Source organism: Vibrio sp. Vb0937 (assembly GCF_033338855.1).
Map to the genome: position 1 here is coordinate 747,945 of NZ_JAWOTK010000001.1, position 16,545 is coordinate 764,489.

The following is a 16,545-nucleotide window of genomic DNA, read 5'->3' on the forward strand; positions in this document are numbered from 1 at the left end:
ATGATGTAGTTTGGATTTCAATAAAGTAGACAACTAAATGAAATTGCTTAATTTTCAAGCTAGCTCAGTGCATGGCTATATGGACTTCAACATAAACTTCAATACTGATGTTAATTTCCTTATCGGTCCCAATGGTTCAGGCAAGACAACCGCTATCAAAATCATAAAGGCGATGTTGACTCCCAGCCCAGAATTCTTTTCACAGCTAAAGTTCGGCTACTGTGTTTTAGAGTTTGAACGCAATAGGAAACAAAACTTCATTGAAGTTCGTAGCGAAGGTTCAATGTTGACGTTTTTGTACAACAATGTATCAGAACACATACCTAAAGAGCATTTAGATAAAGTTCATCAAGATTTGATAGAAAATGGTCGTCCAGATATCAAAGAGTTTTCTGGGGATCTATTTGAAAGGATCCGCCGCCTACCAACTCCAATATTCTTAGGTGTTGATAGAAAGCGTTCATTATATGATGAACCTCTTTTATCAAGGCAGCTTTGGGCGAGAGAAGCATGGGCTGCGACTACGTCAACAAGAAGACAAAAAGAGCTTAGAAACTCCGTTCTTTTGGACGCTATGACTGAAACTCAATTCATGATTCAAGAGGCATACAAAGGTATCAGGAACTTAGAAAAAAAACAGCTTAATGTTCTAAGAGATAATATTCTTAAGTCTTCATTCAAATTTGTAACATTTGAACCAGAAAGCTTATTCGAAACGAATGACCTTCCTAGTAAAGCTTCGATATTAATGAGAAAGAAAACTGAAATATTACGTGTACTTCATAAAATTAGTGATGTAGATACATCAATCACTGAAGAAGTGAATGTTTTCTTCTCTAAACTTGATAATTTGCTACAAGACTTGAGAGACTCAAACGACGACCATGGCTTAAACTTTAATTGGTTAATGAATCAAGCGCTTATTGGTCGTATTTCAGATTTAGTTGAAGTAATAGATTCGTATGATAAAAAAATAGCCGAAATATATGAACCAATAGATAGGTTTATTGATACGTTAAATCTATTTTTTAATGATTCAGGAAAATCGATCTCTTTGGATTCAGTTGGAAGATTATTTGTATCATTAGATGGTTCAAATAGAAAAGTTGAGGTTGATTGCCTGTCCTCTGGTGAAAGGCAAATTTTAGTCATAGTGGCACAGGTTTTGTTTAATAAATATGGGAGCACTCTATCAACAAAGAGAACAATAATAATTATTGATGAGCCAGAGTTGTCCCTCCATATGCGTTGGCAAGAAATGTTTTCGGAGATAATACTCAAAGTAAGCCCTCAAACGCAATTTATTCTAGCCACACACTCTCCAGATATAGTTGGAGAGTTAACAGATAAGTGTAAACAAATAAGAATTAAAGGTTAAATTTTGGGCTTAGAAAGAAAGTTAATATCCAAAAGGGCAAAGGCGGTTTTTTATACTGAGTACAATGATATTGATATATTCATCGAAGATACTGCCGTTGGTTACAAGAAATTATTTAATAAATTGATTTCTCGATACTTTAAAGACGAGTTTACTATATCAGATATATTCCCATTGGGAGGGCGAGATCAAGTAATAAAAGCTTGTAAAGATGACCAGATAGCTAGAGGTAGACCCCGTATTTATATAGTTGATGGTGACCTTTATTTGCTAACTGGAGAGCAACAAACTCTCAAGGGATTGTATGTTCTGCCTCGTTACTGTATAGAGAATCATCTAATATGCCCTAACTCGATAACCCACTTACTTGAAGAAGAAGATCCAGATAAGGATTATGAACATCTCGCTCAGAAGTTGGATTATGAAGGGTGGATTCAATCTACAAAAGATAGTTTACTCAATCTATTTGTAGAGTATGCAGTGGCAAAGAAATTAACTCCTCATTTACAAACGGTACAATATGGATACCGTGGATTAATTAGTTCGGGTGACGGTAGTGTTGACAACGATAAAGTTGAACAGAGGATTACTCAATTATCAACTGAAGTAAAGTCTATTGTAACAAAGGAAGAATATGATATGACTCGAGCAGATATATCATCAAAAGTAAACTATGCTAATGAAGATTTATTGAAGTACGTTTCAGCTAAAGATATTCTTTTTCCTCTTCTCATGTTAAGAATGCAACGTACAGTTAAATTCAAAGTGCCAAATCTAACAGTAAAACATCGATTGTCAAATACTTGTCCTGTAGATACATTTGAGGGACTTAAAGACCATATTAATGCAGCATAGATAATTATCTTTTCTTCTCCGTCATTACAATAATGGCGGAGATGTCGCCTAAATAAAACTCAATGCAGCTAATAATGTTTGCAACTCAAATTTAGAGTATACATGATTAATATCACAACAACTATTAATTATATAGCTCTTTAATTATAAGGTGTTTAGACTATATAATTTACTGCCGATTTCTATTTTACAATAAAATCCAATCCTATGTAACTTGGCTGTTGAGGAAAATGACTAAAAGTAAGGGGCACACTAGTCCATAAGAAAAATTAATTAATCTAGGATCATTTAGTAACTTTATAATTATCGTTCATAATGTCAAGATTGAAAAGGATGAAGAAATTAGTGAGCTACATTAAGAATAAAAAATTTGTATTAATGAAAAATTTTTGTATTTTTAAGAAAAAACATGGACAAGAATTTACAGAGTTCCTTTGAGAAGGCACTACTCGGCGATAGAGAGATCAAACATACACTCATACTTAATCAGATTGAAAAGATTTGCATAAAGACAGGTTTAATATCCCAATTGGATGTTTTCACAAAGTCAAAGCGACATAAATGGCTAGTTGATGCAATCGAAAGTCACATTGTCAGTGCTGAATTGCTACAAGAGGTCATATTCAAGCATGAAGATTCTGATAATCATGAAGAACTGTATCGGTCTGTTGTTCGCGACATCGCAGAAAGGTTACTGAGTCATCAAAAACCTTTTCCTCGACAATGATAGCCAATAACTGGGTGTCAAAGAAGACACCCCTATCATTCTATCTAATACCATGAATATTAATACGATTTATAGTGATTTGAAGTTGAGCTAATTCAACTCGCTTCCCGTATCTGCCATAAGTTAGCGTAGGTTTTGTGTGACCAACAAGATCTGCGACAACATGTTCAGAGATATCCATTTGTTGTAGCTCATCAATAAAAGTATGTCTAAAGCTGTGTAAGGTCGGACGATATGATGCCATATATCCCAATTCATCCAGAACCTTGCTGAAGCGGTTGATAAACGCCTTAGACCAGTCCATGTTTGCTCCCATCGGTTTAAAACTGAACAACTTAACTTGCCCACTTTCATATCTTGTTTGAGCATATCGGAGAAAACCGTACTTAATCAAAATAGGGTGTAGTGGCACTAAACGCTTTGCTGATGCCGACTTCAATCGTTTACCCGAACCATTGTCGTTAATATCAATACACCAGATATCATCGATACATTTAATATCCCGAGTATCTAGCTGACAGACCTCTGATACACGAGCCCCGGTATATAAAAGCAATTGAGGAAGCCAATAGTCCTCCAGTTCGCTTTGTGTTAGTTCCAAACCTTTTTGTGGAGCTCTCAAACTTCGATGAGCAAACAAATTTATCAACTGTTGCCTTGACCATCTCTGACGCTGCTCAGAAGCTTTGATCTGTTTACGCTGCACGGTGACGCCTTCAAAGACATTCTTACTTATGTCCTCCCTTTGGGATAACCACTTGTAGAACTGTCTTACTGCAGCCAAGTATTCAACGACTGACTTTTCAGCCTTACCAGCTCTGAGAAGTTCATCCCTGAACATCATGGCAAGCTTTGGCGTCGCATCATACACATGAACTTCAGAGAACTTGATAAACGATTGAATTCGGGATTCTAGTTGCTGGATAGAGCGCGGCAAAATCCCTGTAGATTGTTTGGAATGGATAAAATCATCCAAAACTCTCTGGCTTGTGATTCGTTCATCTGACAATTTTCGTTTTTGTGCAGGGGACGCAGGTTTGGCAGGTATGCCCCCTGAGTAAACACTAGTAATTGCAAAGGTGCTCTTGCGAAGACGAGCCAATTCATACTTTAAGTGCTTGATTACCAGTTGAGGATCATCAGCTTCAGAGCATGATGCAATATGGGCTCGAATATGACTGATGACAATCATTAAACGATCTATCGCAACAGTACGTTGCTTAGTATTTAAGGAGAAACGAAGTTCTTTGGGAAAACCAAGAGATATTCGTTGTAGAGAAAAGCAGTAACGCGCGTAGTAAGTTGAGTTGCGGTCTTTAAGTAGGAACATGATCGTATCACTTGTACGTGTCATGCCAAAATTTAAACACAAAGAAAAAGCCCGAGCCTTTGTATATCAAGGGCTCGGGCTTCATAAATATGGCGGAGAGATAGGGATTTGAACCCTAGATACGCTATTAACGTATGCCGGTTTTCAAGACCGGTGCTTTCAACCACTCAGCCATCTCTCCGTTGTGGGCGGTATAATAAGGAGCATAGCCCGACTTGTAAAGTGCTGAATTATAATAGAAGTACTGTTTGCTTGTTTTATGATCACTGATGTGATGTTGGACAGTTTGAAAACGGAGTGAAAAAGGGACAAAAAGTACCAATTTATAGAGTTTTTACTTTATATTGGCGCACGTCAATAAAATGGTGTTTTATTGTTATCTTGCTGATATATAAGACATAACATGCTTTTAGGGTACATGTGTTCGCCCGAAAGTATTTGCAAGACTTTGTGAACTAATTCAAAATTAACTGGTATAGCCAGTTGTGCTTAGAATTCTTAAGGGTGTTTATGAAGGTCACAAATCTATTTAAAGACAAAGTTGATGCGATTTCTGCTCATCAATCCGAGTTTATGAATTGGATGTCTCCAACGTTACGCGATTATTGGAGTGACTTTTTGGGGAAAGCTCAAAATAGCTTTCTTTTCTCAAAAGTTCGTGATCACCAGCAGCCAGCCGTCAACGAAGAAGTTGCACCTCAACCTGCACCGATCGTAATGGCACCTGAGGCTCAAAAGCTTTATGACGAGTTAAGTGAAAAAATTGGCGAAGTTATTCACACTGGTGATTGGGTTCATGTGTCTCAAGAACGTATTAACCAATTTGGTGCGGTAACGGAAGACATGCAATGGATTCATACTGATCCAGAGCGTGCTTCAACTGAATCTCCATTTAAGACAACTATCGCTCATGGCTTTTTAACATTAGCATTGCTGCCTAAACTGACGGATTCAGTCGATCCAGACAAGCCAATGTTCCCAACAGCTAAAATGGTAGTTAACTTGGGTTTAAACCAAGTCCGTTTCCCTTACCCTGTCAAAGCAGGCAATAATGTTCGTGCAGTCAGCACGTTAACAAAAGTAACGCCAATCAAAAAAGGTTTGGAGATTGAGCGCGAAATTAAAGTGGAAATTGAAGGTATTCGTCGACCTGGTGCGGTTGTGGTCTCTGTAATTCAACTGCATTTCTAATTCCGAAACCGGATAGAACACGACATAGTAAAAGAGAGCATCAAGGTGCTCTCTTTTTCATTTTTACTGATTAAAGTTTTTTACTGGCGTATAACCGTAATCTGCAATCGCTTTTTGTCCCTGCTCTGAACGAAGGAAAGCGATAAAACCTTTACCTGCATCGCTAATCTTATCTACTTTGTATAGCACTAGGAATGGTCGCGCCAACTTGTACTTATGATTGCTAATGTTTGTCGAGGTTGGGTCAATACCATCTAACTGAATCGCCTTGATCGAGCGATCTACTGACCCTACAGAGATAAAACCAATGGCGCGAGTGTTATGGTTAACAATGGTTTTTACCATGCTGTTGCTGTTTACAACCAAGTTGTTTGGGCTGATATCCGAGACAAGGCGATCATTAACGATTTTGGTCAGTCCCAGCAAGCTTTCGAAGCTGTAACGTGAACCTGAAGACGCTTCTCTAGTAACCACCGCGATAGGCTGATCTGCGCCCCCGACCTCTTTCCAATTCTTAATCTTACCTTTGTAAATATCAAACAGCTGTTGCTGAGAAAGGTTTTCTACAGAGTTGGTACGGTTTACAACAACAGCGAGGCCATCATAAGCGATAGGGTATACATTGAGATCTTCACCTTTTTCGCTTTCAGTCAGATAGCGAGAGCTCATGCCTATTTCGGCTACTCCTTTATTGACCATGGTGATACCAGCACTCGAACCAATGCCCTGAACAGCAACGTAATCGTCTGGGTGTGTTTTGTTGTATTCCTCAGCAAGTACATCCATCACACGAGCAACCGAAGTTGAACCCGAGATGTTGATTTCTTTTGCAATGGTAGGGAGGGAGACTGCTATGGCCAATAACGTCGCCACAGTAAAACGTAACATATTAAACTCCATATACGGGATAAAGCAGAGTTTATGATATTGCGTTCAGGTTACACTTTTGTGAACTGTTAGCGCTAAACAGGGGAATTGTTTCTAGTCAAGAGGTGATGGAGCTAGCGTTTCCAAGTGGACTGAGATGATAATCTGGGCAAATGATAATATAGCTATCTTATACTTGAGTTAGGTAGATAACTACCATCGGTGATGATGTAAAGGTTATATACTAGGATCGGCAGCTCTAACTATCATCCATCGGGAGAACGTTGATGTCAGTGTCCCAAATGGCGACAAGTCGTTTATACAAATCAGTTCAATCGCTCTGCTCTGCGCGTAATGCTAACTTGCCTGTCGAACAGGGCAAGTGCCTCTATGAGCTAGTAGAAAATGGCGTTGAGCTTCATCGGGCGCATTTTCTCCTCGACTCCCAGCATAGCGAGTATACTTCTCCCGTCGCGAAGATCATGTTTGATGAGGACAACCAACTTTGGTATTTCTATGTTCCCACATATCACAACGAGCTGTTAAGGTGGGTGCCTTATAAGCCACTTCCATTTAGCCGAATGCTTGAGGACTTACTCAACGAATTGGAGCGTGATCCTCAAGCGTGTTTTTGGGAATAGGGTGAGCCCAACGGATGCGAATGCCGACATGATTTATACTTTAGGCTTAACGACTTGGTTTCTAAAGTCTTTGGGGGTCATGTTGTAAACGGATTTAAATGCTGTACTGAAATGCGCTGCACTTTTAAAACCAGACTCAAACGCTATTTCTGTTATTGATTTTTCTGACTTGCGCAGTTGGGTTGCTGCGAAGTTTATCCGTTTCACCTTTAATATCTGAGAAAACGAAAGATCATCTGCGGCGAGGCGACGTTTTAAGGTTGCGATGGACATGCTCATATGAGCCGCTAAGCCTTCTAGCGTGATGTCTTTTTCAATATTACCCTCAATGTACTTAATGGCTTTTTGAGAGTCGCTCAGGCTACTTGCATCATCTATGATAGATAGGATGTTTGGCTCTACCTCAACCATCAACGACAGCAATGCCATTGCGATATGGCTTTGTGTGTAGTCTGGAGCATTGCGACTCGCTAACTTAACCAACATGTCCTTCAATTGTGCTACTTCGCTACTGGATTGCGTTGAAAAAGGATAGAAGCGCCTTTCTTCCGTTTTGGAACGTAGCATCGGGTGCGCTTTCTTAAAGTCACAGAATATATTTGGATTGAAGACTAAAGCCAGTGCTTTAAAGCCTCCGTCACTAGAGACGGCTTCTGCACTGCTCAGATCTGCGGAGTTATAGAGTGTGAAATCTCCGGCTTTAAGTTCAAATTGCTCGCCATTAGGTTGATGAACTAATAGGGCACCTTCTTCAACAATATATAACCCATTATGTGTTGCAGTGTAACGCTCACTTTTGCGCGCAGAGAAGTGATTAAAGCGAATGATCTCAATGTTCGGCATACTCTTTCTTATCGTTTTACATAACAAATAAAAAAGGCGCTCAATAGAGCGCCTTTTGACTTCATTCGGTATTATTCACTTACAGTCTGTTCTGTTTGTGCTGCTGGTTGTTCAGCGAATACCTGGGTTGGCTTTGCAACTAAACTGCGGTTTTCTTGGTTTACGTCCGTAAGGACAATTTCCAATGTATCCCCAAGTTTGTATACGACCTCTTTATCGATAGAGATGGTACCGTTGTCGCCATTGCACTCAATTCTTTCTTTATTATCAAGAATTAGTGCACCAGGAATAAAGGCTGCTGCGCCATTTTCGAGAAGTCGGACACGTGCGCCTGCACGATTAATATCGAAAATCTCACCTGTGAAACAAGTTTTCTTGCTCGGCTCATCAGCAAGCGTACGTGCATATAGCCAATCTGAGACATTTCGCTCAGCGATTTTATGATGTTTACGATGTAGAGCTAGCTCTTCGCCTACTTGGTCATCTGGTTTTTGTACGGGTTCTTTACCAAGGATGACGGCCTTCAACATACGGTGGTTGATCATATCACCGTATTTACGAATTGGTGATGTCCAAGTTGCATAGATGTCTAAACCCATTGCGTAATGAGGCAGAGGCTGATTACCCACTTCACTGTATGCTTGGAACTTACGAATACGGTTATCTAGGTAAGACGTTTCTTGAGCAGCCAACCAGCGGCGCAATGCAGCAAAGCCTTCTAGTGTAGCAATAGACTCCGCTGTGAACTCCAACTGGCCTTCTGGATTGACAAGTTGAACCACTTCTTCAATCTTCTCGTTCTTGATACCAGCATGCGTATTGAAAACACCTGTTTCAAATTTATCGCGTAATGTACGACCTGCACAGATGTTTGCGGTAATCATGGATTCTTCAACAAGGCGGTTTGCACTGCGGCGCATGTCTGCGTGGATAGCGATTACATCGTTATCTTCACTGAGCTCAAAACGGTAGTCAGGACGATCAGGGAAGACCACTGCGTTTTTCTCACGCCATTCAGCGCGAGCAAGAGAGAACTCATAAAGATCACGAACGATGGTCGCGATCTCTTCAGATGGCGTCCATGCTTCAGAGCTGCCGTTTTCTAACCAATCAGACACGTGATCGTATGCTAGGCGTGCATGTGATTTGATGTTTGCCGCGAAGAATTTAATATCGTCGCCAATCACACCATCTTTACTTACCGTTACGGTACAGCAAATAGCAGGGCGGGTTTCACCTTCAATCAGAGAACATAGGTTGTCCGCTAAATCGCGAGGTAGCATCGGGATGTTGCGTCCTGGAAGATAAATAGTATAGCCACGCTCACGCGCTACTTTATCCATTTCATCTTCAGGTGTGATGTAGGCGGTTGGGTCCGCAATAGCGATGGTGAGTTCGAAATCGCCAGATACAGTTTTCTTCGCGTACAGCGCATCGTCCATATCTTTAGTCGATTCACCGTCGATAGTGACGAATGGAACATGAGTCATGTCTACGCGTTCTAGCTCCGCGTCGTCTTTCAGTTCCCAGTTATCGATGCCTGCTGGCTCAGAGTTTGGTAGATCGTTTTGAGCAAGCGTTACCCACCAAGGCGCAATTTTATCATTCGCGTCAGTGATTTTTTCAGAAATTTCTACGAAGAAAGAGTTATCGCCTTTTAGAGGGTGGCGAATAAGATGTGCGACAACCCAATCACCTTCGGCGAACTCGTCAGGTTTTAGACCTTTCTTTAGTTTCGCTTTAAGAGATAGCTTTTTAAGCTGTGGGTGATCAGGTGCTACGTTGAGCTTGCCTTTGAACATTTTTACTCGACCAATAAAGCGAGTCACGGCTTGTTCCAGCAGCTCTTGTGGCTCTGCAACTTCGCGTTCATTTTCGGTGCGGATAATGGCGACGACTTTGTCACCGTGCATGCACTTTTTCATGTACGCAGGCGGGATGAAGAAGCTCGTCTTACTGTCCACTTCCAAAAAGCCAAAGCCTTTATCTGTGGCTTTTATTGAGCCTTCTTTTTTAGGCAGGTTTTCTTGGATTTGCTGCTTAAGCTGAGCGAGTAGTGGATTATCTTGAAACATCTTTTCTTAAATTACCTATGGAGTTGGGCACACTATAATCATTGCGAGCTATTATTACTACCTGTGGAGCGTAATTTCGCCGTGAATTTTGCCAATTTAACCACGAGAAATTGGCTTAAATATTGATGAAATTCTCATCTGTGAGTTACGCGAATCTACGGGGAATGGTAGGGTTGGTGGAAAAATATGCTAAAAATACCATTGTTGAGAATAAATTGTGATGTAATTCAATTTTTTCTGGATTTTTTTATGCTTTTAAGGAATAATCCGCCTCCCTTAGTCGTCCCTAATGGCTTATCGCGGTTGTGTACTGTGCTGTGTTCCCGTCTGAATGGAATCAGTATCTGGATGGATCAGTATCGAATTGGAAGAGCATATGGGACTGTTTTTTTGTTTAATTAAGTAGGATCCCAATGCAAGATTCTGTTATTCAATTCAGTGATTTATCTCTGAATGATTCTATCCTTTCTGCTCTAGACGGAATGGGTTTCGTGTCACCAACTCCAATTCAGGCTGCGGCAATCCCACACCTATTGGAAGGTGCTGACGCGCTGGGTAAAGCTCAAACAGGTACAGGTAAAACAGCAGCGTTCTCTCTGCCTCTTCTCAACAAACTCGATCTAAACCAACGCAAACCGCAAGCGATTGTACTTGCTCCGACTCGTGAGCTGGCAATTCAGGTTGCAGCGGAAATGAAAAACCTTGGTAAAAATATCAAAGGTTTGAAAGTTCTAGAGATTTACGGTGGCGCATCTATTGTCGACCAAATGCGTGCTCTTAAAAGTGGCGCTCATGTAGTTGTCGGTACTCCAGGCCGTGTTCAAGATCTTATCAATCGCGAACGTCTACACCTAGACGAAGTTAGTACTTTCGTTCTTGATGAAGCAGACGAAATGCTAAACATGGGTTTCGTAGATGACGTAACTGCGATCATGGAGCACGCTCCAGAGTCAGCACAGCGCGTTCTGTTTTCTGCAACGATGCCTCCAATGCTGAAGAAGATCGTTGAACGTTTCCTTCGTGACCCTGTAACGGTTGACGTTGCTGGTAAAAACCACACTGTAGACAAAGTTCAACAACAGTTCTGGGTAGTGAAAGGTGTAGAGAAAGATGAAGCAATGTCTCGTCTTCTTGAAACTGAAGAAACTGACGCGTCAATCGTATTCGTACGTACTCGTCAAGATACTGAGCGTCTGGCTGACTGGCTATCTGCACGTGGCTTCAAAGCAGCTGCACTGCACGGTGACATTCCTCAGTCTCTACGTGAACGTACTGTTGATCACATCAAACAAGGTGTTATTGACATCCTAGTTGCAACTGATGTTGTAGCTCGTGGTCTTGACGTTCCACGTATTACGCACGTATTCAACTACGACATCCCATTTGATGTTGAGTCATACATCCACCGTATCGGTCGTACTGGCCGTGCTGGACGTAAGGGTAAAGCGATCCTTCTAGTTCGCACTAACCAAATTCGTATGCTTCGCACTATCGAGCGTGTAACTAAGTCATCTATGGAAGAAATCCAACTTCCTCTACGTGACCAAGTTGCTGAAGCTCGTCTAGCTAAGCTAGGCGCTGAGCTTGAAGCAGAGAAAGAGCACAAAGCACTAGACAAATTTGCTGAGTTGGTAGAGAAACTACAAACTTCTCTAGACATCGACCCAGCAACACTTGCTGCTATGCTTCTTAAGCGTCAGCAAGGCAAACGTCCTCTGTTCTACATTGGCGAAGACCCAATGGTTGAAGCAATTGAGCGTGACAAGCAACGTCGTAAAGAGCGTCGTGAAGGTGGTCGCGATGGCGGTCGTAACTTCAACAACCAAGACTGGGATACTTACCAGCTTCAAGTTGGTCGTGAGCAAGGCGTTCAAGTTAAAGACATCGTTGGCGCTCTAGCAAACGAACTAGGTCTAGGTAAAGGTTCTATCGGTGCGATCAAGCTAGCTCAAGGTCACACATTCGTACAGCTACCTAAAGCAATGACTTCAGACGCGGCGAACAAGCTAAGCAAACTACGCATCCGTCAACAAGATGTTGGTGCTGTAGTATGTGATTTCGATGATTTCCGCGAGTCTCGTGGTGGTCGCCGTGACGGTGGTCGTCGCGATGGTGGTCGTCGTGATGGAGGTGGTTACCGTGGCAACCGCGAAGGCGGCAACCGTGGTGGTGATCGTCGTGAAGGCGGCCGTCGCGAAGGTGGCTTCCGTGGTAACCGTGACGGCAACCGCGATGGCAATCGTGAAGGTGGCGAACGTCGTTTCGATCGCAACCGTGGTGGTGATCACCGTGGTGCACATCGTGGTGAACGTGGTCACGGTCGTGGCCGTCGTACAGACGCATAATCACTAGTGATTAAAGCGACGGTTTAAGTCGCTACAAAAAGAATTGAAAGCCGAGCAAAGCGCTCGGCTTTTTTATGCGCGTCTAATACGGTTTTGCTTTTCATCGTGTTTGTTTACCCAACTTATTACTTCGTCTAAGGGCAGGGCAGGACAGAACAAGTAACCCTGAATGATGTCACAGCCTCGACTTCTCAAAAAATGCAGTGTGTCCATGTCTTGAACGCCTTCTGCTACGACCGAATACCCTAATCCATGTGCTAGCGCAATCGTGTTCTCAACGATAGAGCGGGAGCCTTCTGTGCGGCTTGCTGTGGAAAGAAATGAGCGGTCGATTTTAATTTGATCAACCGGAAGATCTCTTAACAGTGACAAAGATGAATACCCAGTGCCAAAATCATCCAAGCTGATCTTTATACCTAATCCTTTAATTTGATGAATTAAGGGGTTGAGCTCAACGACCCTATCGATCGCCATCGTTTCAGTGATCTCTAAACTTATTAGGTCAGCGAATTGCGGGTTTACTTTGAGCAAAGTTTCTAAGCGATTAAACAGCAAGTTAGATGAGAGATCTTTCGCTGATAAGTTTACGTGGACAGGAAGCTTAATGCCTTTCTCTATAAATGTTTGCAGATCCCTTTCTACTTGGTTAAGAACCCACATGGTAATGTTGTGTACCTGATTGCTACGCTCTGCGATAGGAATGAAGTCGTTGGGTGAGATCGTTTTACCATTTTCGTCATGCCAACGAATCACTGCTTCAAAACCGACAGCTAAGTTAGTGTGTGCATCAATCAACGGTTGGTAATACAACTGAAACTCTTCTTTTTCAAGTGCACATTGAATACGAGAAGATATCTCAAGTTGGTACTTAGCCCCGACGTTCATATCCTCATTATAAAACGCAAAAAGATTGCCATTACGCTTGGCGTGATACATAGCGATATCTGCGTGCTTGATCAAAAGATCATTGGTTAGGGCGTCATATGGGTAGGTGCTTATACCGAAAACAACGCGGCAGGAAACTTGAAACTCATCTAAATGAAAGCGTTCAGACATTGCAGAATCTAGTTCTTCTATGAGTTTTCTACCCGTTTCCTCGCATGCAGAAGAGGTCAGGATGACAAATTCATCACCACCAACGCGGAATATCTGGTCATTGCCTTTCAGTTTCTCCTGAAGGCGTTGACCAATTTGAATAAGTAACTGGTCTCCACAAAAGTGACCCATTGCATCGTTGACTTGTTTAAAATTAACCACGTCAAAAAGGATCACCGAGAATGGGTCTCTAGATTGTATTCTGCCTTCGATAGACTCAAAGCAGTATTTACGATTAGGGAGCCCAGTAAGAGCGTCATGGACGGCATTGCGCTTCTCTCTTTCAGCAACAGTATGAAGCTCTAATATCGAATCGTTGCTCCACTTAATCACCAGCACGACAAAGATACTGCCGCCAAAAAGTATAAGAGAAACCCCCGTTTCTAAGAGAGAAGCAATAGGTTTTTGCATGATGGCGTGCAAAAAAACGGCATAAGCAAAAATGAAACAGCTGATTAACAATAATAGGAAAGTCCACCCGGTTACGTCAGTTTTCGAGCAGATGTTTTTTGTCATCTGCCATCCCCAGCAGAGCAAAATCAAACCTAAGATCACTAATAGAAATGCAATAGTGGGCACATTATTACCCCGATTTATTGATTGGTTTGTTATTTTTGTTCACCCAATAAACAACGTAGCTTATATATCTGACTTTGTACAAATTGACCTATTCATAAATTATGTTTAACAAGTGATATTTTTTAGCCTTCAAATAAAATCAAAACTTGCTACAGATCAACAAAATTTGTTCAATCAAATCGCTTTTACTAAAAGATTGTTGAAAGATTAAAAAATTATTGAATAATAGAGGGGCAAACAAGAAGTACGCAGCGCACAAGCGCTATTACAACCTCTGCTCTACAACAGGATAACTATTTCATGTCTAATTCGTTTGTACTGGTGATCAACTCTGGTAGCTCTTCATTAAAATTTGCTGTTATTGATTCTGAAACCGGTGAAGCTTTGGTATCAGGTATTGGTGAGTGTTTTGGCCTACCTGAAGCTGAAATCAGTTGGAAATATCAGGGAGAAAAAACCGTTGAAGCAATTCCAGCTGGCGGTAACCATCATCAGTACGCTGTTGAGCGAGTGGTAAAACTACTCGAAACTCTAGGTTTGAGCTCAAAATTTGTCGCTGTAGGCCATCGCATTGTCGCAGGCGGTGAAACCTTTAAAGGAACTGTGAAAGTTGATGAAACAGTTATTCAAGAAGTAGAGCGCCTTGCTGAACTTGCACCACTTCATAACAAAGCGAACGCTGAAGGCATGAGAGCGGCAATGGCGGCGTTCCCTTCACTGCCTCAATTTGCTGTATTCGACACTGCTTTCCACCAAACAATGCCAGCCAAAGCCTTTATGTACGCACTTCCTTACGAGCTTTACGAAGAGCATAAAGTGCGTCGTTACGGTGCTCACGGCACAAGCCACTACTACGTAAGCCGTGAAGCAGCGAAAATGCTAGATAAGCCGGTTGAAGAAAGCAGCTTTATCACTGTGCACTTAGGTAACGGTGCATCAGTGAGTGCGGTTAAAAATGGCGAATGTGTTGATACAAGTATGGGTTTGACGCCGTTAGCTGGCCTAATGATGGGCACTCGCTGTGGTGACCTCGACCCAAGTGTTATCGAGTTCCTTTTCCGTAAAGGCTGGGAAAAAGACGAAGTGTTCGAGATGATGAACAAGAAGTCAGGTTTCTTAGGTGTATCTGGTGTGACAAGTGATGCTCGTGGCGTAATAGAAGCAATGGAAGCGGGGAATTCACGTGCGAAGTTGGCATTTGAGATCTTCACTTACCGCGTTGCGAAATACATTACATCCTACCTCGCGGCTCTGGATTCATTAGACGGCATCATCTTCACTGGTGGTATTGGTGAAAACTCACTACCAATTCGTCGTGAAATCTTGAAAAACCTAAAACTGTTAGGTTTTGTTGAAGATGAGAAAGGTAACGAAGATGCAAGATTTGGTAACGCAGGTGTTATTGCAACATCTGAGTTGTTAGGTGCCAAAGCTCTTGTTATTCCTACTAACGAGGAATTTGTGATAGCCAAACAATCGGTTGAGCTATTGTAATATATAACGAAAACAGAAAGTTAAAAGCGAGCCTCGTGCTCGCTTTTTTTATTTAAAGCAATTTGGCAATTACTCTTTGGGTTTCAGAGCTTCGCGCTTTTCGATTAAAAAATCCATCAAGACGCGGATTTTTTTCGGCATATGCTCTCGTGAAGGTATATACAAATAAAACCCTGGAAACTCTTTGCACCAAGGTGTCAGAACTCGGGTCAATCTTCCCTCATCTATGTGCTTTTCCACCCATAAATCAATATGCTTCACTAAACCCACACCCTGTATTGCAGCTTGTAACATACTATAGTCATCATTAAAAATAGCATTGCCTTTAGGCTCGAAAACTAGGGTGCGCTTTGCAACATCTGGAGAGGTTAGGGACCAATGATCAATTGTTCCGCTAGAGGTAAAACGATAAGCAAGGCAATTGTGATCTTCTAAATCCTCAGGAGTTTGAGGTAGTCCATTTTGCCTAAAGTATTCAGGAGAGCCCACTATTGCCGTTGTTAACGGCGGAGTAATAGGGACCGCAACCATATGTTCATCTAAGCTTAATCCTAAGCGAATGCCAGCGTCAACGCCTTCTGCGACGATGTTAGAAAAGCCATCATCCATGATTAGCTCTAGGCGTATTTTAGGATAACGAGAGAGGAACTCACCTAGATAGGGCTCAATAAGCAGCCGAGCAGCGGTTCTTGATACACTGATACGGATTAATCCCGAAGGCTCAAGATGAGAGTCGTTCAATTCGTTAACGACCTGCTCAATGTTCACCAATGAAGGTTGCAAAATATCAAGCAGACGTTGGCCTTCTTCCGTCAGCGACATACTTCTGGTGGTTCGATTAATTAACCGAACTTGTAGCTGTTGTTCTAACGCTTTTAGGTGTTGTGATAAGGCAGCACGGGTTACCCCCATTTCTAAGGCTGCTTTAGTGAAACTGCGATGGCGAGCAATATGTGCAAACCACGTTAGTGATGAAATTAAAGAAGGTTCTATTCTCATTTGTTAAGTATAACTAAACAGTCATGTAGATAAAACGATATTTATCCGAAACAGTGTGTTGACTAATATTACATCGAAGCTTAGGTCAGCCTGAGATGAACAGTTAACCTCTAATGGAGAATGTTG

At 41.8% G+C, this 16,545-nt stretch carries 12 protein-coding genes and 1 tRNA gene; 6 read left to right on the forward strand and 7 right to left on the reverse strand.

The window, feature by feature from the left end; genetic code table 11:
* The first annotated feature begins 37 nt into the window (after positions 1–37).
* Together R7P67_RS03305 and R7P67_RS03310 are read left to right on the forward strand one after the other, a co-directional pair.
* A complete protein-coding gene (locus R7P67_RS03305) occupies positions 38–1,378 on the forward strand; it encodes an AAA family ATPase (protein ID WP_318085871.1) in 1,341 nt (446 codons plus the stop codon).
* Positions 1,379–1,381: 3 nt separating this feature from the next.
* Positions 1,382–2,233, forward strand: coding sequence for a DUF4435 domain-containing protein (locus tag R7P67_RS03310; protein ID WP_318085872.1), 852 nt, complete (start codon positions 1,382–1,384; stop codon positions 2,231–2,233).
* A gap of 767 nt (positions 2,234–3,000) precedes the next feature.
* Here R7P67_RS03310 and R7P67_RS03315 read toward each other — a convergent pair.
* Both R7P67_RS03315 and R7P67_RS03320 read right to left on the reverse strand, forming a co-directional pair.
* Positions 3,001–4,290 carry a tyrosine-type recombinase/integrase gene (locus tag R7P67_RS03315; protein ID WP_318085873.1) on the reverse strand — a complete coding sequence of 430 codons (1,290 nt, stop codon included), beginning with the start codon at positions 4,288–4,290 and terminating at the stop codon, positions 3,001–3,003.
* 90 nt (positions 4,291–4,380) lie between these two features.
* Positions 4,381–4,471: transfer RNA gene (locus R7P67_RS03320), tRNA-Ser, on the reverse strand.
* Positions 4,472–4,800: 329 nt separating this feature from the next.
* On the opposite strand from R7P67_RS03320, the gene R7P67_RS03325 reads away from it, so the two are divergent.
* Positions 4,801–5,481 (forward strand): MaoC family dehydratase, encoded by a 681-nt coding sequence (locus R7P67_RS03325; protein ID WP_005375670.1) that lies wholly within the window; start codon positions 4,801–4,803, stop codon positions 5,479–5,481.
* 63 nt (positions 5,482–5,544) lie between these two features.
* On the opposite strand, the gene R7P67_RS03330 is transcribed toward R7P67_RS03325, so the two are convergent.
* On the reverse strand, positions 5,545–6,369 hold the full coding sequence (locus R7P67_RS03330) for a phosphate ABC transporter substrate-binding protein (RefSeq protein ID WP_017635752.1): 825 nt from the start codon (positions 6,367–6,369) through the stop codon (positions 5,545–5,547).
* Between the two features lie 266 nt (positions 6,370–6,635).
* Here R7P67_RS03330 and R7P67_RS03335 point away from each other — a divergent pair, with 266 nt between their 5' ends.
* Positions 6,636–6,989, forward strand: a complete 354-nt coding sequence (locus tag R7P67_RS03335) for a DUF3024 domain-containing protein (protein WP_017635751.1) — start codon at positions 6,636–6,638, stop codon at positions 6,987–6,989.
* Positions 6,990–7,022: 33 nt separating this feature from the next.
* On the opposite strand, the gene R7P67_RS03340 is transcribed toward R7P67_RS03335, so the two are convergent.
* Together R7P67_RS03340 and rnb are read right to left on the reverse strand one after the other, a co-directional pair.
* Complete coding sequence (locus R7P67_RS03340; RefSeq protein WP_137282527.1) at positions 7,023–7,832, reverse strand: helix-turn-helix transcriptional regulator; 810 nt, start codon at positions 7,830–7,832, stop codon at positions 7,023–7,025.
* A gap of 71 nt (positions 7,833–7,903) precedes the next feature.
* On the reverse strand, positions 7,904–9,907 hold the full coding sequence (rnb, locus tag R7P67_RS03345; RefSeq protein ID WP_047104463.1) for an exoribonuclease II: 2,004 nt from the start codon (positions 9,905–9,907) through the stop codon (positions 7,904–7,906).
* Positions 9,908–10,320: 413 nt separating this feature from the next.
* Here rnb and R7P67_RS03350 point away from each other — a divergent pair, with 413 nt between their 5' ends.
* Positions 10,321–12,252, forward strand: a complete 1,932-nt coding sequence (locus R7P67_RS03350; protein WP_005375680.1) for a DEAD/DEAH box helicase — start codon at positions 10,321–10,323, stop codon at positions 12,250–12,252.
* Positions 12,253–12,324: 72 nt separating this feature from the next.
* On the opposite strand, the gene R7P67_RS03355 is transcribed toward R7P67_RS03350, so the two are convergent.
* A complete protein-coding gene (locus tag R7P67_RS03355) occupies positions 12,325–13,863 on the reverse strand; it encodes a putative bifunctional diguanylate cyclase/phosphodiesterase (RefSeq protein WP_262652981.1) in 1,539 nt (512 codons plus the stop codon).
* Between the two features lie 363 nt (positions 13,864–14,226).
* Here R7P67_RS03355 and R7P67_RS03360 point away from each other — a divergent pair, with 363 nt between their 5' ends.
* Positions 14,227–15,420: an acetate/propionate family kinase gene (locus R7P67_RS03360; protein ID WP_262652982.1), complete on the forward strand. Its 1,194-nt coding sequence runs from the start codon at positions 14,227–14,229 to the stop codon at positions 15,418–15,420.
* A 69-nt stretch (positions 15,421–15,489) separates the two neighbouring features.
* On the opposite strand, the gene R7P67_RS03365 is transcribed toward R7P67_RS03360, so the two are convergent.
* Entirely contained in the window at positions 15,490–16,419 is a 930-nt protein-coding gene (locus R7P67_RS03365; protein ID WP_262652984.1) for a LysR family transcriptional regulator, read from the reverse strand.
* Between the last annotated feature and the right edge of the window lie 126 nt (positions 16,420–16,545).